At 72.3% G+C, this 23,151-nt stretch carries 20 protein-coding genes; 10 read left to right on the plus strand and 10 right to left on the minus strand.

The window, feature by feature from the left end:
* Positions 1–98 precede the first annotated feature (98 nt).
* Positions 99–359: a helix-turn-helix domain-containing protein gene (locus IR155_RS01925; protein WP_135112593.1), complete on the plus strand. Its 261-nt coding sequence runs from the start codon at positions 99–101 to the stop codon at positions 357–359.
* A gap of 25 nt (positions 360–384) precedes the next feature.
* Here IR155_RS01925 and IR155_RS01930 read toward each other — a convergent pair whose 3' ends face one another.
* On the minus strand, positions 385–1,008 hold the full coding sequence (locus IR155_RS01930) for a hypothetical protein (protein ID WP_135112595.1): 624 nt from the start codon (positions 1,006–1,008) through the stop codon (positions 385–387).
* Between the two features lie 159 nt (positions 1,009–1,167).
* Here IR155_RS01930 and IR155_RS01935 point away from each other — a divergent pair, with 159 nt between their 5' ends.
* Positions 1,168–1,629 carry an Rv3235 family protein gene (locus IR155_RS01935; RefSeq protein ID WP_228066508.1) on the plus strand — a complete coding sequence of 154 codons (462 nt, stop codon included), beginning with the start codon at positions 1,168–1,170 and terminating at the stop codon, positions 1,627–1,629.
* Between the two features lie 350 nt (positions 1,630–1,979).
* Here IR155_RS01935 and IR155_RS01940 read toward each other — a convergent pair whose 3' ends face one another.
* From IR155_RS01940 to IR155_RS01955, 4 genes are all read right to left on the minus strand, one after another.
* Positions 1,980–3,242, minus strand: coding sequence for a pyridoxal phosphate-dependent aminotransferase (locus IR155_RS01940; protein ID WP_135112597.1), 1,263 nt, complete (start codon positions 3,240–3,242; stop codon positions 1,980–1,982).
* 70 nt (positions 3,243–3,312) lie between these two features.
* Positions 3,313–6,111 carry a preprotein translocase subunit SecA gene (gene secA, locus IR155_RS01945; protein WP_135112599.1) on the minus strand — a complete coding sequence of 933 codons (2,799 nt, stop codon included), beginning with the start codon at positions 6,109–6,111 and terminating at the stop codon, positions 3,313–3,315.
* Positions 6,112–6,236: 125 nt separating this feature from the next.
* A complete protein-coding gene (locus tag IR155_RS01950) occupies positions 6,237–7,748 on the minus strand; it encodes a hypothetical protein (protein ID WP_135112601.1) in 1,512 nt (503 codons plus the stop codon).
* The gene (locus tag IR155_RS01955; RefSeq protein ID WP_209306717.1) at positions 7,723–8,310 is read right to left on the minus strand and encodes an RNA polymerase sigma factor; all 588 of its coding nucleotides are present in this window, start codon (positions 8,308–8,310) and stop codon (positions 7,723–7,725) included. Before IR155_RS01955 ends, IR155_RS01950 begins: the two co-directional genes overlap by 26 nt.
* Before the next feature lie 185 nt (positions 8,311–8,495).
* On the opposite strand from IR155_RS01955, the gene IR155_RS01960 reads away from it, so the two are divergent.
* The 3 genes from IR155_RS01960 to IR155_RS01970 all read left to right on the plus strand — a co-directional run bounded on the left by IR155_RS01960 (position 8,496) and on the right by IR155_RS01970 (position 11,186).
* A complete protein-coding gene (locus IR155_RS01960) occupies positions 8,496–9,089 on the plus strand; it encodes a PadR family transcriptional regulator (RefSeq protein WP_135112603.1) in 594 nt (197 codons plus the stop codon).
* 82 nt (positions 9,090–9,171) lie between these two features.
* Complete coding sequence (locus IR155_RS01965; RefSeq protein WP_135112605.1) at positions 9,172–9,810, plus strand: hypothetical protein; 639 nt, start codon at positions 9,172–9,174, stop codon at positions 9,808–9,810.
* Positions 9,811–9,839: 29 nt separating this feature from the next.
* Positions 9,840–11,186: a hypothetical protein gene (locus tag IR155_RS01970; RefSeq protein ID WP_135112607.1), complete on the plus strand. Its 1,347-nt coding sequence runs from the start codon at positions 9,840–9,842 to the stop codon at positions 11,184–11,186.
* A 77-nt stretch (positions 11,187–11,263) separates the two neighbouring features.
* Here IR155_RS01970 and hpf read toward each other — a convergent pair whose 3' ends face one another.
* From hpf to mtrA, 5 genes are all read right to left on the minus strand, one after another.
* Complete coding sequence (gene hpf, locus IR155_RS01975) at positions 11,264–11,932, minus strand: ribosome hibernation-promoting factor, HPF/YfiA family (RefSeq protein ID WP_135112609.1); 669 nt, start codon at positions 11,930–11,932, stop codon at positions 11,264–11,266.
* A gap of 236 nt (positions 11,933–12,168) precedes the next feature.
* The gene (locus IR155_RS01980) at positions 12,169–12,840 is read right to left on the minus strand and encodes a ComF family protein (protein ID WP_135112611.1); all 672 of its coding nucleotides are present in this window, start codon (positions 12,838–12,840) and stop codon (positions 12,169–12,171) included.
* Between the two features lie 106 nt (positions 12,841–12,946).
* The gene (locus IR155_RS01985; RefSeq protein ID WP_135112613.1) at positions 12,947–14,674 is read right to left on the minus strand and encodes an LpqB family beta-propeller domain-containing protein; all 1,728 of its coding nucleotides are present in this window, start codon (positions 14,672–14,674) and stop codon (positions 12,947–12,949) included.
* Positions 14,671–16,491, minus strand: coding sequence for an MtrAB system histidine kinase MtrB (gene mtrB, locus IR155_RS01990; protein WP_135112615.1), 1,821 nt, complete (start codon positions 16,489–16,491; stop codon positions 14,671–14,673). The genes IR155_RS01985 and mtrB overlap by 4 nt, the downstream gene beginning before the upstream one ends.
* A 5-nt stretch (positions 16,492–16,496) precedes the next feature.
* Positions 16,497–17,192 (minus strand): MtrAB system response regulator MtrA, encoded by a 696-nt coding sequence (mtrA, locus tag IR155_RS01995; protein ID WP_135112617.1) that lies wholly within the window; start codon positions 17,190–17,192, stop codon positions 16,497–16,499.
* Positions 17,193–17,360: 168 nt separating this feature from the next.
* On the opposite strand from mtrA, the gene IR155_RS02000 reads away from it, so the two are divergent.
* Genes IR155_RS02000 through IR155_RS02020 form a run of 5 tightly spaced genes read left to right on the plus strand, consistent with a single transcriptional unit; the run spans position 17,361 to position 23,045 of the window.
* Entirely contained in the window at positions 17,361–18,716 is a 1,356-nt protein-coding gene (locus IR155_RS02000; RefSeq protein ID WP_194210272.1) for a hypothetical protein, read from the plus strand.
* Positions 18,665–19,429 (plus strand): DUF4129 domain-containing protein, encoded by a 765-nt coding sequence (locus tag IR155_RS02005; RefSeq protein ID WP_135112619.1) that lies wholly within the window; start codon positions 18,665–18,667, stop codon positions 19,427–19,429. Before IR155_RS02000 ends, IR155_RS02005 begins: the two co-directional genes overlap by 52 nt.
* Entirely contained in the window at positions 19,426–20,634 is a 1,209-nt protein-coding gene (locus tag IR155_RS02010; RefSeq protein ID WP_233441065.1) for a DUF4350 domain-containing protein, read from the plus strand. The genes IR155_RS02005 and IR155_RS02010 overlap by 4 nt, the downstream gene beginning before the upstream one ends.
* A 43-nt stretch (positions 20,635–20,677) precedes the next feature.
* A complete protein-coding gene (locus IR155_RS02015; RefSeq protein ID WP_135112621.1) occupies positions 20,678–21,673 on the plus strand; it encodes an AAA family ATPase in 996 nt (331 codons plus the stop codon).
* Between the two features lie 13 nt (positions 21,674–21,686).
* Entirely contained in the window at positions 21,687–23,045 is a 1,359-nt protein-coding gene (locus tag IR155_RS02020) for a DUF58 domain-containing protein (RefSeq protein ID WP_135112623.1), read from the plus strand.
* Positions 23,046–23,151: the final 106 nt, after the last annotated feature.

The following is a 23,151-nucleotide window of genomic DNA, read 5'->3' on the forward strand; positions in this document are numbered from 1 at the left end:
GCAGGAATAGTGGCAAATCGCGGCGGTCGGCCTCGGCGGTTCTCCACAGGCGGGAGATCCGCCGCCCGTCCCGGTACCCGGGCACACATAATGGGGGCATGGTCGAGCATCAGGCACGCCGTCTCGTGCCGCCGGCGCAGGTCGCCGAACTGCTGGGCATCGGCGTCGACGAGGTCGTCGAGCTCGTGCAGGAGGGCCACCTTCGCGGCATGCGCGTCGGCTCGCCGGCGCGGTGGCGCATCGAGCACGCGAGCGTCGCCGAGTATCTCGACGCCCAGGCGGAGGAGGCACGCCGCATGGCCCTGTGGCGGCAGTCGAACGCCGCGAGCTTCCCCGAGCTGTGGGGGCGGCGCAGCTGACGCCACGGTCCTCCGCCGCCCCCGTTCAGACGACGGGGACCCCGGCCGCCGCGTCGATCCTGACCCACGCGATCGCCGCGAGTGGCAGCATCCGGTACGACTGCACCTCGCCCGCGCGGCGCGGCGAACCGGCGTCGTGCAGCGCGAGGTCGAGGTGATCGGCCCCGACGCGATCGACGGTGCCGGTGAGAACCCGGCCGGACGACTCGGGACCCGTCCCGCTCAGCCCCAGCGCGACGCCCACGCGGCGGCGGGCGAGGTCGCGCATCGCGAGGGCGAAGGTGACGCGCTCCGCCAGCCTGTCGATGTGCGCGGCCGGCCTGGCGCTGCGCAGCAGGTCGCCATGCGCCGCGTGGATCCCGCGGATCGCCGCGATGGGCGCCAGCAGGAGGCGCCGGGCGCCGTCGCTCTCGGGAGCGGCGACCCAGTCGGCGCCGACCGCCGCGATCCGCACGACGGCGGACAGGCCGTCGGCGAGCTCGAGCGTGACGGGCGCCTCGGCCTCTCGGGCGAACCCGGTCAGCCGGGTGCGCAGGTCGACGCGGGCGAGGCGCAGCCGCTCGGCCTCCGACTCGAGGGCCGCACGCTCGGCCTCCCACTCGGCGGCGAGCTGATCCTCCAGATCGTCGAAGAAGCGGTCCCATCGCACGGGCCGAGCGTAGGGGAACCGCTCCCGCCTCCGCCGCGCCTGTCCACAGGCCGAGCCGGCGCGAGATGTCTCCACGGACATAGGTGCCGCCTCCGAGGGCCGCCGCGGCCGGTGCTGGACTGGCGACTCGTCCCGCCGACCGAGAAACCGGGGGTCTCGATGTCCCAGCCACTTCCGTCCGCCGCGCCGCCGCCCCACGCGCCCGGAGCCGCCCCGCGGCCGCTGCGCAAGCTCGCCGACGTCGAGGAGCACTTCGCCCCGCAGCGCACCTCGAGCGGGAACCTGCCCGACCCCGAGCCGCTGCTGACCGCCCTCACGCGCGGCGTGCTCGAGGTCCTCGCCGGAGTGCGCGAGCCCGAGCAGCTCGCGCGCTGGCTCACCGACGAGCCATACCGCTCCCTCGTCACGCGCGCCGGGATGGCCGTGCGCGCCCGCAGCGCGAAGCGGCAGGCGGTCATGCGCCCCGTCTACGCGATCCGCTCCATCCGGCACTCGGCTCCCGCCGACGGCGTCATCGAGGCCGTCATCATCGTCGAGACGACACAGCGAACGCGTGCCGTCGCCATGCGGCTCGAAGGCATGGACAGCCGCTGGCGCGCGACGAGCCTGTCGATTCTTTAATCAGTAGTGCATGGTCGCGTTCTCGATCGCTCGCCCGACGCTTCGCGCCGGGACTCGCGATCGAGCGCTGTCGCTTCGCTCCATCGACGGACGGATGTCACGTCTTCGAGGTGGTCGGCAGTCGCTCCGCTCCACGGTCGCTTCGCTCCCACCGGGGCACTTGTTCGCGGCGTTTTCCTTGACCGCGCGCGGATCGATCGCTGGTGGGCCGCATCCGCGGCACGCTCGCTTCGCTCGCACATGGGGCGCACGACACTCGCGCCTGACGGTTGGTCGCTTCACTCCCACCTGGGGCGCTCAGGCGAGTCGGTTACTGCCCGCGGTGAGGCACGACGTCACGCTTCCATGCACTACTGCTTATAAGAGCTCAGGAAGTTGCCGAGGCGCTCGATGGCCTCGCTCAGCACCCGGGCCTCCGGCAGCGTGACGATGCGCAGATGGTCGGGCGTCGCCCAGTTGAAGCCCGTGCCCTGCACCAGCAGGATGCGCTCGGCCACCAGCAGGTCGTAGACGAGCTTCGCGTCATCCCGGATCTCGTGCACCTCCGGGTCCAGGCGCGGGAACGCGTACAGCGCTCCCTGCGGCTTGACGCACGAGACCCCGGGGATCTCCTCGAGCTTCTGCCAGGCGACGTCCCGCTGCTCGAGCAGGCGCCCGGCCGGCGCGACCAGCGCGTCGATCGTCTGGACCCCCGTGAGTGCGGCCAGCACCGCATGCTGGGCGGGAAGGTTCGGGCACAGGCGCGTCGACGCGAGCAGCGTGATCCCCTCGAGGAAGCCCTTCGCGTGATCCTGCGGCCCCGTGATCACGAGCCATCCCGAGCGATAGCCGGCGACGCGATAGGTCTTCGACAGCCCGTTGAAGGTCAGGCACAGCAGGTCGGGCGCGACCGAGGCGGTCGGGATGTGCTGTGCGTCGTCGAACAGGATGCGGTCGTAGATCTCGTCGCTCAGCAGCAGGAGCGAGTGCTCGCGGGCGATCTCGGCGATGCCCTCGAGCACCTGACGCGAGTACACCGCGCCGGTGGGGTTGTTCGGGTTGATGATGACGATCGCCTTGGTGCGCTCGGTCACCTTCGACCGGATGTCCTCGAGATCCGGCTGCCAGTCGTTCTGCTCGTCGCACAGGTAGTGAACGGGGGTGCCGCCCGCGAGACTCGTCATGGCCGTCCAGAGCGGGTAGTCGGGCGCCGGGATCAGCACCTCGTCCCCCTCGTCGAGCAGGGCCTGCATCGTCATCGTGATGAGCTCGGAGACGCCGTTGCCGAGGTAGACGTTCTCGGGGTCGACGTGCGGGAAGCCCGGGGTCTCCTCGTAGCGGCTCACGATCGCGCGACGCGCGGACAGGATGCCGCGGCTCTCGCTGTAGCCGTGCGCGGTCGGGATCGACGCGATCATGTCGCGCACGATCTGATACGGGGCCTCGAAGCCGAACACCGCCGGGTTGCCGGTGTTGAGCTTGAGCACCGTGTGCCCCGCGGCCTCGAGCCGGGCGGCCTCCTCCAGGGCGGCGCCCCGGATCTCGTAGAGGACGTTGTTCAGCTTCGAGGAGTGACGCAGCGTGCGGAGCCGGCTTCCACCGGGCTGAGCGCTGATCGGGACGGGGGTGCTCATCGCCCCAGGATATGCCGGGGCCCACCGGTCCACGCGCGTTCGCGTGGACCGGTGGGCCCGTGACGACTGCTCAGCGCTTCTTCGCGGCGCGGCGCTGCTCGCGGTTCTGCGGGGCCTCCTGGGCGGCGGCGTCCGCGGCCTGGCCGAAGGCGCTCGCGCCGGGGCCTGCCTGCGGGGAGGTGGCCTGCGTCTGCGTGCGGCGCACGCGATCCGTGGCGGCCTTGTTGACCTGGCCGCGGTCGTTGCGCACCTCGACCTCGCCGGCATCGTTGGGCGCCGAGTACTCGAGCTGCTGGTCGGCCGGGTGCTCCGAGAGCCCCTTCGCCTCGACCTCGGGCTGCGCTCCCTCGCCCTCTCCCACGCGGCGCACCTGCACCTCGAGGTTGAAGAGGTAGCCGACGGCCTCCTCCTTGATCTGGCCCATCATCGTCTGGAACATCGAGTAGCCCTCGCGCTGGTACTCGATGAGCGGGTCGCGCTGCGCCATCGCGCGCAGGCCGATGCCGTCCTTCAGGTAGTCCATCTCGTAGAGGTGGTCGCGCCAGCGGCGGTCGAGCACCTGAAGCACAACGCGGCGCTCGAGCTCGCGCACGGCGGCCGTGCCGAGGGCCTCTTCGCGCTTCTGGTAGGCGATCTTGGCGTCGCTGAGCAGCTCGCGCTTCAGCGCCTCGGCCGTGATGCCGCCCTTGCGTCCGCCGGCCTCGGCGACGACCTCGTCGATCGTCACGCCGACCGGGTAGAGGGTCTTCAGCTCGCTCCACAGCGCGTCGAAGTCCCAGCTCTCGTTGTGGCCGCCCGCGGTGTGCTCGTCGATGACGGCCGTGATGGCGTCCTCGATGAAGTGCTGCACGCGATCCGCGATGTCGTCGCCCTCGAGGATGTGGCGGCGGTCGGAGTAGATCGCCTCGCGCTGGCGGTTGAGGACGTCGTCGTACTTCAGGACGTTCTTGCGCGCCTCGGCGTTGCGGCCCTCGATCGCGGCCTGGGCGTTCTTGATCAGGTTCGACACCAGGCGCGACTCGATCGCGACGTCGTCGGGCAGGTCCGTGCGCGACAGCAGCGCATCGGCCGCGCCCGACTGGAAGCGGCGCATCAGGTCGTCCTCGAGCGACAGGTAGAAGCGGCTCTCGCCGGGGTCTCCCTGACGGCCGGCGCGACCGCGCAGCTGGTTGTCGATGCGGCGCGATTCGTGGCGCTCGGTGCCGAGCACGTACAGACCGCCGACCTCGACGACCTTCGCCGCCTCCTCGGCGACCTCCGCCTTGACGCGGTCGAACACGACGTTCCACTCGGCGTCGTACTCCTCCGGCTCCGTCGCCGCCGGGTCGAGGCCCTTGGCCTTCATCTCCTGCACGGCGAGGAACTCGGCGTTTCCACCGAGCATGATGTCGGTGCCTCGACCGGCCATGTTCGTGGCGACGGTGACGGCCCCGAGCTTGCCCGCGCGCGCGACGATCTCGGCCTCGCGCGCGTGGTTCTTCGCGTTGAGGACCTCGTGCTTGATGCCCTTCTTCGCGAGCAGGCGCGACAGGTACTCGCTCTTCTCGACGCTGACGGTGCCGACGAGGACGGGCTGGCCCTTCTCGTGGCGCTCGGCGATGTCCTCGACGACCTGGGCGAACTTGCCCTTCTCGTTGCGGTAGACGAGATCCCGCTGATCCGTGCGGACCATCGGCTTGTTGGTCGGGATCGAGATGACGCCCAGCTGGTACGTCGACATGAACTCGCCGGCCTCGGTCTCGGCCGTGCCCGTCATGCCCGAGATCTTGTCGTACAGGCGGAAGTAGTTCTGCAGCGTGACCGTGGCGAGCGTCTGGTTCTCGGCCTTGACCGGGACGCCCTCCTTCGCCTCGATCGCCTGGTGGATGCCCTCGTTGTAGCGACGACCGACGAGGATGCGGCCGGTGTGCTCGTCGACGATCATCACCTCGTCGTTCATGACGACGTAGTCGGTGTCGCGCTTGAACAGGGCGATCGCCTTGAGCGAGTTGTTCAGGAACGAGATCAGGGGCGTGTTCGCCGACTCGTACAGGTTGTCGATGCCGAGGTAGTCCTCGACCTTCTCGATGCCGGCCTCCAGCACGCCGACCGTGCGCTTCTTGATGTCGACCTCGTAGTCGACGCCCTCCTCGAGGGTCCGCGCGACCTTCGCGAACTCGACGAACCAGCGGTTCGCCTCACCCGACGACGGGCCCGAGATGATGAGCGGGGTGCGCGCCTCGTCGATCAGGATCGAGTCGACCTCGTCGACGATCACGAAGAAGTGACCGCGCTGGACGAGGTCCTCCTTGCGCCAGGCCATGTTGTCGCGCAGGTAGTCGAAGCCGAACTCGTTGTTCGTGCCGTACGTGATGTCCGCCGCGTACTGCTCCCGCCGCACGGCCGGGGTCTGACCCGACACGATGGTGCCGGTGGTCATTCCCAGCGCGCGGTGGATGCGGCCGATCAGCTCGGCCTGGTACGACGCAAGGAAGTCGTTCGTCGTGACGACGTGCACGCCCTTGCCGGCGATGGCGTTGAGGTACGCGGGCATGGCCGCGACAAGGGTCTTTCCCTCACCGGTCTTCATCTCGGCGATGTTGCCGAGGTGGAGCGCCGCGCCACCCATCACCTGCACGTCGTAGGGGCGCATGCCCAGGGTGCGCTTCGCCGCCTCGCGGACGGCCGCGAACGCCTCGGGCATCAGGTGGTCGAGCGTCTCGCCCGCCTCGTAGCGCTGCCGCAGCTCGGCGGTCTCGCCCCGCAGCTCCTCGTCGGTGAGCTGCGTGTAGTCCTCCTCGAGCGCGCCGACGGCGGCGACGACCTGCTGGAGCCTCCGGCGGGTGCGACCCTCGCCGGCGCGAAGCAGCTTCTCGAAGGGATTGGCCACGTGATGTCTCCTCGTTCTCGGCCCCCGCTCTGATCGAGCGACGGTGCCGTGCTCCCCGTCGCCGTCCGGCGAAGGGCATACGGACTCATGTTATCCGCCCGTGACCTATGCCGCGGCTGAGCGGGTCAGCTCAACACGCAACCGATGATCGGCTCGCCCCAGACGGGCCCCGTCACCGTGCCGTCATCGGGCGCGATCAGGATCGACACCACCTGACCGACGCGCTGCGGATCCCAGGCTGCGTCCGTGACCACAGTGAACATCATGTGCCCCTGGGCACCCGCCACCGAGTACCCGGCGTACCCCAGGGGCTCCCCGCCATCGGGATCGGCCGCCAGGATCTCCTCGGCAGCGGGGTATGCCGCGCGCAGGTCATCGATCGTCGAACCGAGTCCGATGCCCTCGGCCGTCTGGAGCGTCGGCGCGAGGACCTCGATGAGCTCGATCTCACCCCCTGCCTCGCCATCCGACGTGCGTATGCCGAACGCCGGCGGCACATCCACTGCGCTCGCGTAAGGCCACCCCTCGTTCGCAGGATGCTCCCCACTGGGGGCCCAGAAAGACTCTGCGCAACTCCGATCGATCACGAGCCCTGCGCGAGCCGCCTCGGTGAGCGGCGCGCCCACGGCGAACTCCGCGATGCCGTCCGGCGTCAGCGTCACACCGGAACCCGCGTCACCGCCGCTGCCTTCGCCTTCGCCGCCCTCACCCGCGCCGCGCATGCAGCCCTCGAGTTCGATGATCGGCTGCCCGAAGGCGTTGATCTGGATGGTCTCGAGGTCGCCCACGGCGAACACCTGGTCGGGGGCGCCGGCCCGGTAGCCGAAGTGGATCATCGACCCCGCTCCGTCCGCATCGAGCGTCGCGTAGGCGCTGGAGCCCTGGGTCACCTCGGAATCCACGACCTGCGGGTGGGCCGCGCGGACGTCGTCGATCGTGTCGTAGGGACTGACGCCGCCCGCGGTGCGCGGGCCGAGATCCGCGTCCGCGGGATCCAGCCGGCCCGCGTCGTCGACGTAGGGGCTGACCGTGATGGCGAACACCGTGCCCTCCGAGCCGTAGACGTTCAGGGCCGGACCCTCGCCCGCGGGCGAGCCGAACCACGGGACGCAGTTCTCGCCCTGTGCGGCCGACATGTCCCAGCCGACCTCGGTGCCCGCCGCGACCGCGTCGCTCCACGGCATCCCGACCGTGAACGGCCCCGTGCCGTCCTCGGTGATGATCCATGCCGCGCGGTCGGACGGATCGGGAAGGACGGGCGGTGCGGTTGTGGGGTCGGCGGTCGGCGTCGGCGTCGGGCCGGCGACGCGGTCGTCGGGGGCGAGCTCGCGCAGCAGCGTGACGCCGCCGATCGCGGCCGCGGCGACGCCGACCGTGACGGCCGCGGCGAGCGCGATCGCGCCGATGCGGCGTCCACGGGAGGTCTGGCGCTCGAGAGGAGTGACCGGGGCGAGCGCGTCGCCCCGGCGTGAGTCGCGGGCCGTGTGGCGACCGGAGCGGGATCCGATCGCGACCGGCGCGGCGGAGCTCTCGCGTTCGATCTCCACCATCAGGCGGGCGCGCGCGGCGGCGAGCTCGGCTGCCGTGGGGCGGCGCGCATCGTCGCCGAGGTCACGCACGAATGTGAGCGAGTCCATCGTCCCCCTCCTCTGAAGTGTCGGTCGGAAGCTCGAGGCGGAGCTTGCGACGCATCCGGTTGATGCGCGACCACACGGTTCCGACGGGAACGCCGAGCGCATCGGCGATCTGCTCGGTGCTCAGGTCGCCCCAGGCGTACAGCAGCAGCGTGTCGCGGTCGGCATCGTTCATCCGGCGGATGTGCGGAACCAGCCGCGTCAGCCGCGCGGCGGCATCCGCCCTGTCCGATGCGGCCTCGATGTCGCTGATCGCGGTCTCCACCGCGACCCGCGCGGAGGCCTGCAGCGCCCGCCATCGCTTCGCCTCGGCGGCGCGCGCGCGGTGCGCGAGCCGGGTGGCGATGCCGAGCAGCCACGGCAGCGCCGATTCCCGGTCGAAGTCGTAGTCGGCGCGGCGGCGGAACGCCACGAGGAACGTCTCGCTCATCACGTCGTCGCCTGCGTCCGCGCCGACCAGCCGGCGGGCGTAATGCCCGACGGAGGCCGCGTGCCGGTCGAAGAGCGCGGCGAACTCGCGCGGTCGCGCGAGCGACAGCCGGACGATCTCGGCGTCTGTGGTCACGTGTTGTATTGCCCCGCCGCGTCGATTCCCTTCACGCTGGCGATGATCCCGCACGCCCGGCGTGTCGCGCGGACATCGGGACGCGCCGCGACCGGATCGTTGCCCGACGCGTTTTCCGGGTATGCATATACCGGGAAAACATGAGCGACCGAGCGCGGTCGAGAGCGAATGGAGCCAGCCGAGATATGAGCGTCCGCCAGAGCCTGCTTGCGATCCTCGATCAGGCGCCGTGCTACGGGTATCAGCTGCGCACCGAGTTCGAGCGTCGCACGGGCGGAGCGTGGGCCCTCAACGTCGGCCAGATCTACAACACCCTCGAGCGGCTCGAGCGCGACGGGCTCGTGACCCGCGGCGCGGCGGATGAGCACGGCCACGTCTACTGGGAGATCTCCGACGCGGGGCGCCAGGAGGTGCGCGCATGGCTGGCGACGGGCGTCGACCGGAGCCAGGCGGCGCGCGACGAGCTGGCGATGAAGCTGTCGCTCGCCGCGACCCTTCCCGGCGTGGATGCGGCGGCGGTGATCCGCACCCAGCGGGGCGCCACCGTCGCCCGGCTCGAGGAGCTGCGTCGGGCGCGCGGCACGGGATCCGACTCCGCAGCACCGGAGGCGATCGCTCGGTCGCTGGTGCTCGACGCGATGATCTTCGCCGCGGAGGCGGAGGCGCGCTGGCTCGACCACGCGGAGGCCGAGCTCGCCGCCCATCCGGATCACGCCCTCGCCCTGGATCTGTCGACGGATCGCCCTCGACGCGGGCGGCCGGCGCGCGCCGCCGCGTGACCCGCGGCCCCCGGAGTGTCAGGATGACCTCGACCGGCTCGCGCTCGCGACCGGCTCAGGGGGAAGCAATCTGGGGGATGACATGACCGATCCGCGGACCGACCACCTCGACGACCCGGCAGGGCGCCCCGCGCCGCGCGCGACGGAGGCGATGCCGATCGCCCCCGCGCCGCCCGCGCCGGCGGAGGACGCACCGGCCGACTCGCCCGCGAAGAAGCGGTTCGACCTCTCGACGGTCAACTGGAAGCGCGTGGGCATCCTGACGGCCATCGGCATCGTGACCGCTGTCATCCTGTTCGTGCTGATCTGGAACTTCGCGCCCGTGTGGTGGGCGCGGATCATCGGGGACTTCGTGCAAGAGGACTTCGGACGCGCGGTGCTCGTCGGCCTCATCGTGGGCTTCGGCTTCACGCTCGTGCCACTCATGGTGCTTCTTCTCCTGCTCTACCGCTCCCCCGTCTGGGTCAAGACCGCGCTTGTTGTGCTCGCGGTCGTGCTGGCGACGCCGAACCTGCTGACGCTCTGGATCGAGGTCGGCGCATCCAGCGCCACCCATGCCGCCGACCGCATCATCGACACCGAGGCCTTCGCCTTCGGCGGTGCGAGCGTGTGGGGCGCGGTCATCGGCGCCCTCGCCTTCCTGTTCTGGGCGTGGCTGTTCGTCTCGCGCCGGCGCACGAAGAAGCAGCTGGCGACGCTGAAGGCGAACACCGCGGGATAGGCGAGCCCCGCCGACCGTAGGATCGAGCCATGGCCGGATTCTGGGGCAAGCGCAGGCGCGAGGAAGAGGCGGCTCGGCAGGCGCAGGACGACGATCTCGCGCGGCGCGCCCGCGCGGCGCTCGTCGCCGCCGACGAGCGCATCCGCACGACGTCGGACGAGCTGGAGTTCGCCGTCGCCGAGCTCGGCGAGAGCACAACGGTGCCCCTGCGCGAGGGGCTCGCGGCGGTGCGAACCCACCTCGCCGAGGCGTTCCACCTGCACCAGCTGAACCACGACGAGATCCCCGACACGGCCGAGGAGCTCCGCACGCGCAACGCCCGGATCGTGCAGCTGTGCGAGTGGGCCGAGGACGTGCTGGATGAGCGCACCGAGGCGCTGCGCGGCAGGATCGCGCTCGCCCGCCAGGCCCCGCAGATCATCGAGGGGATCCGCGCCGACGTCGAGCGGCTGCGCTCGCGCCTGCCGCTCGCCCGCGAGACCGTCGCGCGCCTGTCCGGCCGGTACAGCGAGGCCGCCCTGCACCGGGTCGCCGCGAACCCCGACGAGGCGGAGCAGCTGCTCGACTTCGCGCTTCACAGCGCCGACGTCTCGGTCCGCCGGCGCGAGGCCCGCCGCCCCGAGGAGGCGAACCTCGCCCTCGAGACCGCCACCGAGGCGGTCCGTCGCGCGAGCACGATCATGGATGGCGTCGAGGACTTCGAGATCGAGGCGCTTCGCGCGCAGTCGACGCTCGCAGATGTCGTCGCCGACTCGCGCCAGGACATCGTCGCCGCCCGCCCGTTCACGCAGGCGGGCGCACCCCACGCCGCCGAGGTGACCGCGGCGGTCGCGACCCTCGAGGCCGCGCTCGCGGCCCTGCCCGGGCCGGGGACGCCGAGCGATCCGTTCACCGACCTCGCCTCGCTGCGCGAGGCGAACGCGGGGCTCGACGCCGCGGTCGAGAAGGCCCGCCTGCGGGCCGCGCGGCCGCTGCCGTCGATCGAGCAGGTGCGCCATTCCGTCGACGCGGCCGACCACGCGATCGCGGTGGCGAACAGCGTGATCGCCGGCCACCGGGGCTACATCGGCGCCGACGCGCGCACGCGCCTCGCCGAGGCCCAGCGGCTGCGCGCCGAGGTGAACGAGCTCGTCGTCCCCGAGGACACGCGCGAGCAGGCGCTCACGCTCGCGCGCCGCGTGCAGCAGCTCGCCGGCGAGGCCCTCCAGGCCGCGCAGCGCGACATCGACTCCGGCCGGCCGGGCGGAGACGATTGGGGCGGAGACGGCTGGGGCGGCGGCCGTCGCGGCCGCGGCTACGGCGGAGGCGGCGACATCCTCGGACCCGTAGTGGGCGGCCTGCTGCTCGGCGGACTCATGGGCGACATCTTCGACTGAGCTCGCCGCAGGCACGACGAAGGGGCCCGGTCGCCGACCGAGCCCCTTCGCCTTCTTCGCTGCGCGCGCTGCGTCGTCTACGACGCGAGTTTCTCGGCCTCCTCGGGCGGTGCCGTGGCGGTCAGCGAGATCACGCCGTAGTCCCAGCCGCGGCGACGGTAGACGACGCTCGGGTGGTCGGTGCGGGCGTCGATGAAGAGGAAGAAATCGTGCCCGACAAGCTCCATGCGGTCGACGGCCTCCTCGACCGTCATCCACTCGGGCTCGAACGTCTTGGTGCGGATGACGACGGGGGTGTACGTCTCCTCCTCCTCGCCATCCGCGACGATCGGGACCTCCCCGGTGGCGACGGCACGGATGACGTCGGCCGCCGCGGGCTCCACGTCGATCCCCTCGAGCGCGCCGGAGCCCTTCTCGTAGTGAGCCCCTCGCGGGTGGAGCCGGCCGGTGACGCGCTTGTCCTTCGCGCGGCGCAGCTGCTCGGCGATCTTGTCGAGGGCCATGTCGAGGGCGGCGAACTTGTCGCCCGCGCAGGCCTCGGCACGGACGACGGGGCCCTTTCCGATCACGGTCAGCTCGACGACGTCGTCCTCCATCCGACCGTTGCGATGGGACTGATGCGTGACCTTGACCTCAAGGCGGAGTGCGCGCGGAGCGAGTCCGGCGATGCGGGCGCTCTTCTCTTCGACCACGGAGCGGAATCGATCGGTGATCCCGACGCCGACACCCGAGATGTTCGTTTCCATCGTGCCTCCCGTTATTTCCGGTGAGACCTTTCGGTCCGCACGGTCCCCGGCACCACGTCCGGATGAGCGGACCTCGGTCGCGTTCCCCCGGGCTCGGCCCGGGGCTTGTGTTGCCCTACCGTAGACCGGCCCGGCCCCGGTGTCACGCCCTGTTCGCCCTTTTGTCCGATCCCGTTCGACGAGGTGGTGTAAAGGGCCTCGCTCACCGCGGCCCGACGCTCCCGGGACGCGGGCATTCATGCCGTCGAGGACCGCAGCGGCGTGTCGGCGACGACCGCCGCGGCCACCACCGTGGCACCCCCGGCCTCGAGCGCACGCCGGGCCTCGGCGAGGGTCGCGCCCGTCGTCAGGACGTCGTCGATCAGCACGACGGCGAGGCCCGCGGCACCCCGCCGAGCGCGCATGCTGCCGGCGACGTTGCGTGCCCGCTCGTCGCGGCCGAGCGCACGCTGATCGCCCGTCGCGCGGGCGACGGCGAGCAGCCGCGCCGTGCGCACGCCTGCCCGGCGTGCGACGAGCTCGGGCACGCGGTAGCCGCGCCGGCGCAGGGCGGCCGCCGAGGTCGGGACGGCCACGGCGACGACCGCGCGGGGAGCTCCGGCGACCGCGGCGCGCAGCGCCTCGCGGAGCACGGGGCCGAGCGCGCGGGCGAGATCGGTGCGGCCGCGCTCCTTCAGGGCGCGCAGGGCCCTCGCGCAGGGCCCGTCGAACGCGAGCCCGCTCCACACCGTGAGGCCGTCGACCACCCGTCGCCGCGGCGCGGGGTGCAGCCGCAGCCGGCAGGAGCCGCACAGCGCCACGCCCTGCAGGCCGCATCCGGGGCAGGCGACCGGCAGCAGCAGCGCGAGCGCCGCCGACGCCGCGTCCCGCGCCGCCGTCGTCCACCGTTCGCGGAGCTCGACATCCATCCGGCCAGGATGTCTCTCCGGTGGCGCGCGGCGACCTCGTCCGGCGCTTCCGGGAGCACTCGCCCCGTTTCTGCCGCGTGTGGACGAGTCGCCTCAGCGCCGAGGGTCACTCCTGCGCGCCCTGAGGGGTCCCCATCTGCGTCGCGAGCACCGAGACCTCCGCGCCGGTCTGCTGCCACGACGTCCCGCGGCGGGTGTACATCAGGCCGTCTTTGCCGAGCAGGCGCACTGACGAGTCCTGCGTGCCGAACTCGATGGCGGTGATCCCCGCGGGGGCCTCCGAGGACTCGCCCGGTCCGCCGACCTGCTGCTCGAACACGCGCGTGATGTTCCCCGCGGTCGTGACGATGCCGACGCGGGCGTCCTCGATCCACGCGATCGAGACGCCGGGCTCGGGCAGCACGCTCAACCTCATCGCCTCCCCCAGGCCGGTCGGCGTGCCGTTGCGGTCGCGCCGCACGCTCGCGACCACCGCGAGGTGCTGTCCCCCCGTCGTGAGCAGGGCCGCGACCCGCGAGCCGTCGCGCGACATCGCCATCCCCCGCACGCGCGTCGCGTCGGGCCAGCCGCCGCCGATCTGGGTGGGCTCCAGCTCGGGGCTCCAGGTCAGGATCGCGTCCGGATCGTCCTCGGGGACGGTCCAGATGAAGCCGAACGGGTCGATGAGCGGATCGATGAGGCCGTCGCGCTCGTCGAGGACGACGTCCGGCTGGTCGGCGGTGACCCGGTAGATGGCATCGGGAGACTGCTTGAGCACCGCCACCTGCTGATCCGGCGACACGGCGATGGATTCGATGGGCCCCGGCATGTCCGCGATCGCCGCGCTCAGACCCTCGATCGGCGTCAGCTCCGAGCCGGAGATGAAGCCGAACTCCCCCGCCCGCAGGACGAGCGCCCGGGGATCGGGACGCGTCTGGCCCGGGACCAGGGGATCCACGGTGCGCGGGGAGTCCTCGCCCTCGATCATCAGGCGCACGTCCTGCACCCCGGCGTTGGTGAGGCTCGCATCCAGCTGGGTCATCATCCGGGTGAGCGTCGTCGCATCCGCGGCCGCCGCGACCGCGTTGAGCGTCACGTGGGCGATCTGGTCGGCGTCCACGGGCACCGCGTTGGGCACGAGATCGACGTCCTGCGCGAAGGCGCTCGCGACCGATCCCGCGAGCCACGGGCTCGGGGCGCCGTTGACGAGCTCGCGCACGATGTACGTGGCGGTGTTGCCGGTGGCGGGGAACCAGCGGACGTCCGGCACCAGGTACGTCCAGGTCGGGTCGAAGTACGCCAGGCGGTGGTCGCGGTAGACGTCGGGGAAGCTCAGCCGGTCGAGCACCACACCGTCGGGCGCCTCGACGATGCGCCACTCGCCGTCCTCGCGCTTCGCGAGACGGAACGAGAGCTCCACCGGTCCCGAGGCGGACGAGGTGTAGGTGCCGTGCTCGTCGACCGTCGCCGTCGGGTCGATCCGGAGCGTCACGATGCCGTTCTCCTCGTCGACCTGCGGCCGCCGCTCGTCGGCGATGTCGACGGTGACCCCGGCTTCCGGCCGCCAGGTCTCCGCGAGGTCGCCGTCGAGGAACAGCCGCGCGGTCTTCCAGCTGTCGATCGGCGAGATCGCCGCCTCGATGAACCCCGCGACGATCTGCTCGGGCGTGGACCCTCGCACGGGGGCGCCGGCGTAGTACTGCGGCCGCGGCTCCTCGGCGGCTGCTCCGGGCTCCAGTCCCGCCTTCACCTCGCCCGAGGTGGGAAGCCCCGTGCAGCCGGCGAGCGCCAGGATCAGGGTGAGCACGAGCGCCGTGATCCCGGTGCGGCGGCTGCGCGGATCGACGGTGCTCATCGGGGCTCCCCCTTCTCTCCGTGGCGGGCGTCGCCGCGATGGCCGTCTCCGCGATGCCCGTCTCCGCGGCGATCCTCCGTGTGGCGGCCCGACAGCCCGTCCACGTCACGGAGATCGCGCACCTCGCCGACGTCCGACAGCTCGTGGGTCTCGGCGACATCGAGGGTCAGGATCGGCTGCGTCAGGCCGAGCGCCGCGTGCAGCGACTCGTCCGATGGCTCCAGCGGCAGGGGCGACTCGAGCTCGGCGAGGGGCGACGCGGGATCGTGCGGCTTCCGCGGCAGCGTGAGGACGAAGTTGGTGCCGCCGCCGAGCTGCGACCAGACGGCCAGCGTTCCGCCGTGGAGCCGCGCATCGCCGAGGGCGATCGAGAGCCCGAGGCCCGTGCCACCGAGGGTCCGCTTGCGCGACGGATCGGCGCGCCAGAACCGGTCGAAGACGCGTTCGGCGGCCTCCGGCGACATCCCCATTCCGTAGTCGCGCACCCCCACCGCGACGGCGCTGGGGTTGCTGTCGACCGTCACCACAATCGGCCGGCCCTCGCCGTGCTCGATCGCGTTTCCCAGCAGGTTGCGCAGGATCCGGCGCACGCGGCGCGGATCCATGTCCACCGGCGAGTACCCGCCCGGGGCGACGAAGCGCAGCTCGGTGCCGTGCTGCTCGGCGACCTGACGCATCGACTCGAGCACGTCCTCGGCAAGGTGCGCGAGGCTCGTCGCCTCCAGTTCGAGCTGCACGGATCCGGCGTCGTACCGGCTGATCTCGAGCAGGTCGGTGAGCAGTTCCTCGAACCGGGCGACCTGCGTGTGGAGCAGCTCGGCGGCGCGCGCCGTCGACGAGTCGAACTCGTCCCGGCGGTCGTGGAGGATGTCGGCCGCGAGCCGGATGGTCGTCAGCGGCGTGCGCAGCTCGTGCGAGACGTCCGAGACGAACCGCTGCTGCACGAGCGAGAGCTCGGCAAGCTCCTGGATCTGCGACTCGATGCTGTCGGCCATGGCGTTGAACGACCGACCCAGGGTGGCGAGCTCATCCTCACCGCGGACGGGGATGCGCACCTTGAGGTCGCCCGAGGCGAGCCTGGCACTGGTGCCGGACGCCTCGACGATCGGCGCCACCAGCGCGCGCATCACGAGCCACAGGATGGCAACCACGATCAGCACCATCGCGATGCCCGACCCCCACAGCGTCCCCTGCACGAAGCCGAGCGTCTCGGCCTCCTCCTGCAGGTCGTACGCGAGGTAGATCTCGTACGCGCCGACGCTCGGCACGCGCAGCTGCTGCCCCACGATGATGCCGGGGACCTCGCGCCCCTGCGCGTCGGTGAGGGCGATCGACTGCCACCACTGGAAGCCTGCCTGGCTCTGCACGCGCTCGCGCAGTCCCGGCGAGACCGCCTCGGCCGTCAGCCCGCCGAAGCCGAAGTCGGCGGGGGCGAGCGGCACCGGGTCCTTCTCGATGCGGAAGCCGGCGATCTGATCCGTGGAGGCGAGCCGGCGGGTGTCGTTGAGCACGAGGTTCCACAGCTGCTGCATCTGGGCGCGGCTGCCGGCGACCTCGGAGGCGTCGAGGTTGCGCTGCGCCTCGTCCACCGCGCGCCGCGCGTCGGCCTGCACCTCGTCGACGCGGCTCTGGAACAGGTTGTTCTGGATCGCCAGCGCCATCCACAGACACGCGATGGCGATCGTGATGGCGGTGAGGACGGTCGTGATCAGGATCGTCCGGAACTGCAGCGAGCGCCCCCACAGCAGGAGCAGCATGCGCGGCCAGCTGCGCGGGGACGTCCACCCGAACAGCGCGGGGGTCGCTGCCGTGGACATGCCGCTCAGGACGCAGCGGCGTCCGCGACCGCTCCGGCACGGTAGCCGACGCCGCGCACCGTGGTGACGATCTTGGGGTTGTCCGGATCGAGCTCGATCTTCGCGCGCAGCCGCTGCACGTGCACGTTCACGAGCCGGGTGTCGGCCTTGTAGTGGTAGCCCCAGACCTGCTCGAGCAGCTCCTCGCGCGTGAACACCTGCTGCGGCTTGGAGGCGAGGGCGACGAGCAGCTCGAACTCGAGCGGCGTGAGGGCGATGGCGCTCTGACCGCGGCGCACCTCGTGCGCGGCGACATCCACGGTGAGATCGCCGATGCGCAGCACGTCGTTCGTCGCCTCCGGCGTCGGGCGCAGGCGGGTGCGGATGCGGGCGACGAGCTCCTTGGGATTGAACGGCTTGACGATGTAGTCGTCGGCGCCGGCCTCGAGACCGCCCACGACGTCGTTGGTGTCGGCGCGCGCGGTCAGCATGATGATCGGCACCCCCGACTCGGCGCGGATCTCGGTGCAGATCTCGATGCCGTCCTTGCCGGGAAGCATCAGATCCAGCAGCACGAGATCGGGGCGCTCCTGCCGCCAGGTGTCGACGGCGAGCTCCCCGTCGGCGCAGAAGAGCGTCTCGAAGCCCTCCGTGCGCAGCACGATGCCGATCATCTCGGCGAGGGCTGTGTCATCGTCGACGACCAGGATGCGGGCGGTCATGGAGGGCGGAAGATCCTTTGCTTCGAATCCGCGGAGGAACGTGAGATCCCGATCAGCCTAGTAGAGGCGCACCCTTCTGTAACGTGGGACCAGGCACATGCCTGTGGCTCTCGAGGGGGATCGATGTCTCACGCAACGACGTGGCGACCTGCACCGAGGCCCGGTCTCGTGCCTCTGTATCCGTTCGGCTTCGGCACGGCGCTCGGCCGCTCCTTCAGCGTGCTGCGCGGAAATCCGAAGGTCCTGCTGGGCTTCGCGGTCGGCGTGCAGGCGGCCGCGAGCTTCGTCGGACTGCTCATCCTGGGCGGCGTCTCCTTCCTGATGTTCAGCCGCCTCGCGACGGTGGAGGAGTTCTCCGACGAGTTCGACGCGCTGATGGCGGGTTCCATCGCGGTGACCGCGGTCGTCGGCGTCGTCGTCACCCTCGCCCTGAGCGCACTGAACGTCGTCGTGCAGGGAGTCGTGGTCGCGGAGGTCTCCCGGGCGACCGTCGGCGAGCGGGCGACGCTGCGCGAACTCTGGGCGATCGTGCGCCCCTCGTTCTGGCGCCTCGTCGGCTACTTCGCGCTGCAGCTGCTCGCGATCCTGGTGGTCGCCCTGGTCGTGGCGGTGCCGGTGATCATCGGCGCGGGCACCGAGCAGTACTTCCTGGCGGCCCTCATCTTCCCGCTCCTCTTGGCGATGATCCCCCTGTGGGCATGGATCGGCACCAAGCTCTATCTCGTGCCCAGCGCGATCGTGCTCGAGGGGATCGGCCCGATCGCCGGCATCCGCCGGTCGTGGCAGCTCACGCGCGGGCGCTTCTGGCCGACGTTCGGCGTGATGATCCTCATCTCGGTGATCGTGAGCGTCGCATCGAGCATCGTGACCGCGCCGCTGCAGCTCTTCGGCTCGTTCCTGCCCGTCATCGTCATGCCCTTCGGCGAGGGCACCCCGGAGCCGGGCGACTTCGGCGCGGCGCTCGCGACGATGCTCGTCGTCACGATCGTGACGATGGCGCTCCAGCTGCTCGTCTCCGCGATCGGCACGATCGTGACCGGCGCCGGCGGCGCGCTGATGTACATCGACGCCCGGATGCGCCGCGAGGGCCTGGATCTGCGTCTGCAGTCGTACGTCGAGCAGCGCGAGCTGGGGGCATCCGAGCTTCCCGACCCGTGGCCCTACGACCCCGCCTACGCCGCGTACGCCGCGCAGCCCCGCTATGGCGCGCCCGGGCCGGCACAGCCCGGGTACGCGCAGCAGCCGGGGTATCCGCAGCAGCCGGAGCAGGGATACCCGCAGCACCCCGGTTACCCGCAGCAACCTGGTTACCCGCAGCAGCCGCCGCAGGGCTACCCGCAGCAGCCGCCGCAGCGCTACCCGCCGCAGCAGCAGGCTTATCCGCAGCAGCCGGGTTACCCGCAGCAGCAGTACCCGGGGCAGCCCCCGTACCCCGCGCCGCCGAGCGCGCCCGCGGCCGAGCAACCCGCGCAGTGGCAGCCGCCGCAGTGGCAGCCCCCGGCCCCGCCGAGCGGCGGCGCGTGATCGCCGTCACGCTGGCGGCGGTGCTGCTGCCCGGTTCGCCCGTGCGGTCGGCGCTCCTGCCGCTTGAGGATCTCGACCCCGAGCGTGACGAGGCGCGCGAGTGGGCCGAGCGTGAGCTCGCCGACCCCGTCTACGACGCCGCGGAGCCGACCTGGTTCGATCGCGTCGCGCAGGCCGTCGGAGAGTTCATCGCGAACCTGCTCACACCACGCGGCGACCTGCAGTGGAGCCCGGTGCTCGCGGTCGGGGCGGTCGTCCTCGTGGTCGGCCTCGTCGTCGCGGCCGTGCTGATCTGGGGCCGGCCCCGACTCGCGCACCGCTCGGGCGGCGGCTCGGCCCTGTTGTTCGGCGAGACCGAGACGCGCACCGCCGCCGAGCTGCGCGCCGCCGCCGCGGCCCACGCGACGGCGGGCCAGTGGGACGACGCGATCGTGCTGCGCTTCCGCGCGGTCGCGAGAGCGCTCGAGGAGCGCGGTGTGGTGGAGGCGCCACCCGGCACGACCGCCCAGGGCCTGGCCCGCCGCGCGCAGCATCCCTTCCCCGCGCACGGCGCCGGGCTCGACGCGGCAGCCCGCGCGTTCGACGACGTGCGGTACCTGCGCCGCCGCGGCACCGCGGCACTGTATGCCGTCGTCGCCGGACTCGACGATGACCTGGTGCGCACCACGCCGGTGCGCGCGCCCTCCCCCGTGCGCGACGGAGCGCTGACGTGACCGCGCCGGCACCCGTCCGGGGCGCGGATGCGGCGACGGTGGACGCCGATCCGTTCCACCGTGACGTCGTCGAGCGGAAGAGCCGGCGACGCTCGGCGCTCGGGTGGATCGCCCTCGGCACCGCCGTGCTCGTGCTCGGCGGCGTGCTGTCGCTGTTCGCCGCGCCCGACTGGGTGCAGGGCCCGCCGCTCGACCCGGAGAGCCCGGGACCCGAGGGCGGCCGCGCGCTCGTGCACATCCTGCGCGAACAGGGCGTCGAGGTCGTCGCGACCTCGCGCCGCGCCGAGACGGTCGAGCGGCTCGACGACGACACCACGCTCGTGCTGACGGATCCGTGGACGCTGTCGGAGGAGACGATCCTCGAGCTCGTCGATGCCGCCGGCGACACCGTCGTGCTCGACGCCGACGGCGCCGTCGCCGACCTTCTCGCCCCCGGCAGCGGCTACAGCGGGTACGGCAGCGGCCCGACGGCGCCCGACTGCGACCTCTCCGTCGCGCAGCGCGCGGGCGAGATCGTGCCCGGCCGCGCGTTCTCGGCGCCGTCGGGGACCGAGGGCTGCTACCCGGTGGGCGACGGCTTCGCGCTGCTGCAGGTGCCGGGCGGCGCGGGTACCATCACGCTGATCGACGGCACCGTGCTGTTCGACAACGGGCACCTCGCCGAGCAGGGGAACGCCGCGCTCGGGCTCGGGCTCATCGGCACCCACGACCGCGTCGTCTGGTACACGCCGTCGCTCGAGGATGCCGAGGACGGCGGCGCCCCGCCGACGCTCGGCGACATGGTGCCGCCCTGGCTCACACCCGCGATCGTCCTGCTGCTCCTCGCCGGCGCCGCAGCAGCCCTGTGGGCAGGGCGCCGCTTCGGGCCGCTGGTCGCCGAACGGCTTCCCGTGACGGTGCGCGGCAGCGAGACCCTCGAGGGCCGGGCCCGCCTCTATGCCCGCGCGTCCGAGCCCGCGCACGCCGCCGAGCTGCTCCGCGCAGGAGCCACCGGTCGCATGGCGCGCCGGCTCGGGCTGCCGCCGAACGCCGCCCCGCTCGAGGTCGCGGACGCCGCCGCCGCACGACTCGGCGCGGCGACGTCCGTGACCCGCGCCATTCTGACCCACGTCCCCGCCACCGACGCCGACCTCGCCACCTTCGGCCGCAGTCTCCGCGACCTCGAGGCCGCGGTCGACGCCGCGCGCACCGACGGCCTGGCCTGACCGGCCGACGACCCGCTTCCACCGCCCCCGAGAGGATCACCACATGGAGAACCCCGCCGCCGTCCAGACGCCGGTCCCGCAGGCCGGGCAGGAACCTGACGCGCTCAGACAGTCGATGCACCGCGTGCGCGCCGAGGTCTCGAAGGCCGTCGTGGGGCAGGACGGAGCCGTCAGCGGCCTGCTGATCGCCCTGCTCTCACGCGGCCACGTGCTGCTGGAGGGAGTCCCCGGTGTGGCCAAGACCCTGCTCGTGCGGGCCTTCAGCCGCGCGCTGGGCCTCGACACCAAGCGCATCCAGTTCACGCCCGACCTGATGCCCGGCGACGTGTCGGGCTCGCTCATCTACGACGCGAAGTCGGGCGAGTTCGAGTTCCGCGAGGGACCGGTGTTCACGAACATCGTGCTCGCCGACGAGATCAACCGCACTCCTCCGAAGACCCAGGCGGCGCTGCTCGAGGCGATGGAGGAGCGCCAGGTCTCGGCGGACGGTGTCACGCGCCCCCTGCCGGATCCGTTCCTGGTCTGCGCGACCCAGAACCCCGTCGAGCACGAGGGCACCTACACGCTGCCCGAGGCGCAGCTCGACCGCTTCCTGCTGAAGCTGCTGATCGACGTGCCTCCGCGCGATGCCGAGGTCGCCGTCCTGCGGCGTCACGCCGACGGCTTCACCCCGCGCGAGCTCGGCGGCATCGCCCCGGTTGTGGCCCCGGATGAGATCCTGGCCGCGCAGCGCTCCGCGGCCGCCGTGACCGTGACCGACGACGTGCTCGCGTACGTCGTCGACCTCGCCCGCGCGACCCGCCAGAGCCCCTCGGTGCAGCTCGGTGCGAGCCCCCGCGCCTCCACCGCGCTGCTCGCCGCCGCCAAGGCGTGGGCCTGGCTCGGCGGCTACCCCGCGATCACCCCCGACCACGTGCAGGCGATGCTCGTGCCGGTGTGGCGTCACCGCATCCGGCTGCGCCCCGACGCCGAGATCGAGGGGGTCTCGGTGGACGCGGTGCTGAACTCCGTCGTGCAGCAGACTCCCGTGCCGCTCTGAACCCGGTCGTCCCATGTACGTAACCGCCCTCCTTCCCTGGATCGTCGCCGCCGGGGTGATCCCCCTCGTGCCGCTGACCGCCATGGGGGCGAACCCCTGGCTCGTGCTGCTCGCGTGGCTCGCGCTGTGCGGTGCGCTCGTGACGGTCGACGTGCTCGCGGCCCCGGATCCGCGCGCGCTCGCCCTGGAGCGCACGTTCGGGAACGGAGCGGCGGACACCCGGATCCCCCGTGTCCGCCTCGGCGAGCGCATCGACGCCCGCGTGCGGCTTGTCAACCGGGGCACGCGGCGCATCCGCGCGACCGTGCGCGACGCGTGGCAGCCGACGGCCGGGGCGCCGTCCGCGCGGCTGCGGTTCGACGTGCCGCCGCACGAGGCGCGCAGCGTGACCGTCCCGCTGCTCCCTCGCCGCCGCGGCGAGCTGCGCAGCGAGTTCGCCGTGATCCGCTCGGCAGGCCCGCTGGGGATCGCGGGCGTGCAGCGGCGGATGGACGTGCCCGGCGCCATCCGCGTCCTTCCTCCCTTCCACTCGCGACGGCACCTTCCCTCGCGCCTCGCGCGGCTGCGCGAGCTCGACGGCAACACAAGCCTGCAGGTGCGCGGCCAGGGCACCGAGTTCGACTCCCTGCGCCTGTACGTGCGCGGCGACGACGTCCGCTCGATCGACTGGCGGGCGACCGCACGCGCGAGCAGCACGATGCTGCGTACCTGGCGCCCCGAGCGCGACCGGCACGTCGTGATCGTGATCGACACCGGACGCACCGCCGCCACCCGCGTCGGCGACGGCACGCGCCTCGAGGCGTCGTTCGAGGCGGCCCTGTTGCTGGCGGCGCTCGCCGAGCGCGCCGGCGACCACGTGCACCTCGTCGCCTTCGACCGCGTCGTCCGCGCGCGGGTCACCGGCGTCGACGGCACCGCCCTTCTCCCGGCCCTCGTCGACGCACTCGCGCCGGTGGAGGCCCAGCTCATAGACACCGACTGGGAGGGCGCCTTCGGGCAGGCGCGCGCGCTGGCGGCCCACCCGTCGCTGCTCATCGTGCTCACCGCGCAGGAGGCCCCCGAGGCCGCGCGCGGGTTCCTCGGGACCCTGCCTCAGACCGTCCGCGCCGGCACCGTGGTGCTCGTCGGCACCGCGACGGACGCCGACCTCGAGCGCACCGCCCGCGGGCAGGACACCGGGGGCGGGCCAGGCGACGGGTCGATCGACGAGCTCTACCGCGCCGCCGCCGCGGAGGCCGCGCTGCGCACCGCGGCAAGCGTGAACCGCGCGATCACGCGCGCCGGGGCCGAGGCGCTCGCGGCCTCGCCCGACGACCTGCCCCCGCGCATCGCCGACCGCTACCTCGCCCTGAAGGCCGCGGGACGGCTGTAGCTCCGCGACCGGCAGCGACACGGCGGGTTAAATCCCCGTCACATTCCTTGCCGGGTACGCATCCCTCTGGCACCATGCGGACGGGGGGACACGACCGAGAGGAACT

This window comes from Microbacterium paludicola (assembly GCF_015235415.1).
Classification (GTDB): domain Bacteria; phylum Actinomycetota; class Actinomycetes; order Actinomycetales; family Microbacteriaceae; genus Microbacterium; species Microbacterium paludicola.

Bases quoted from the DNA above. Each gene is read 5' to 3' on its own strand.
- hpf (WP_135112609.1), bottom strand. From the start codon at position 11,932: ATGGAAACGAACATCTCGGGTGTCGGCGTCGGGATCACCGATCGATTC.
- IR155_RS01970 (WP_135112607.1), top strand. From the start codon at position 9,840: ATGGCCGGATTCTGGGGCAAGCGCAGGCGCGAGGAAGAGGCGGCTCGG.
- mtrB (WP_135112615.1), bottom strand. From the start codon at position 16,491: ATGTCCACGGCAGCGACCCCCGCGCTGTTCGGGTGGACGTCCCCGCGC.
- IR155_RS02020 (WP_135112623.1), top strand. From the start codon at position 21,687: ATGTACGTAACCGCCCTCCTTCCCTGGATCGTCGCCGCCGGGGTGATC.
- IR155_RS01965 (WP_135112605.1), top strand. From the start codon at position 9,172: ATGACCGATCCGCGGACCGACCACCTCGACGACCCGGCAGGGCGCCCC.
- IR155_RS01985 (WP_135112613.1), bottom strand. From the start codon at position 14,674: ATGAGCACCGTCGATCCGCGCAGCCGCCGCACCGGGATCACGGCGCTC.
- IR155_RS01925 (WP_135112593.1), top strand. From the start codon at position 99: ATGGTCGAGCATCAGGCACGCCGTCTCGTGCCGCCGGCGCAGGTCGCC.
- IR155_RS01960 (WP_135112603.1), top strand. From the start codon at position 8,496: ATGAGCGTCCGCCAGAGCCTGCTTGCGATCCTCGATCAGGCGCCGTGC.
- IR155_RS02015 (WP_135112621.1), top strand. From the start codon at position 20,678: ATGGAGAACCCCGCCGCCGTCCAGACGCCGGTCCCGCAGGCCGGGCAG.
- IR155_RS01940 (WP_135112597.1), bottom strand. From the start codon at position 3,242: ATGAGCACCCCCGTCCCGATCAGCGCTCAGCCCGGTGGAAGCCGGCTC.
- IR155_RS01935 (WP_228066508.1), top strand. From the start codon at position 1,168: ATGTCCCAGCCACTTCCGTCCGCCGCGCCGCCGCCCCACGCGCCCGGA.
- IR155_RS01950 (WP_135112601.1), bottom strand. From the start codon at position 7,748: ATGGACTCGCTCACATTCGTGCGTGACCTCGGCGACGATGCGCGCCGC.
- mtrA (WP_135112617.1), bottom strand. From the start codon at position 17,192: ATGACCGCCCGCATCCTGGTCGTCGACGATGACACAGCCCTCGCCGAG.
- IR155_RS01980 (WP_135112611.1), bottom strand. From the start codon at position 12,840: ATGGATGTCGAGCTCCGCGAACGGTGGACGACGGCGGCGCGGGACGCG.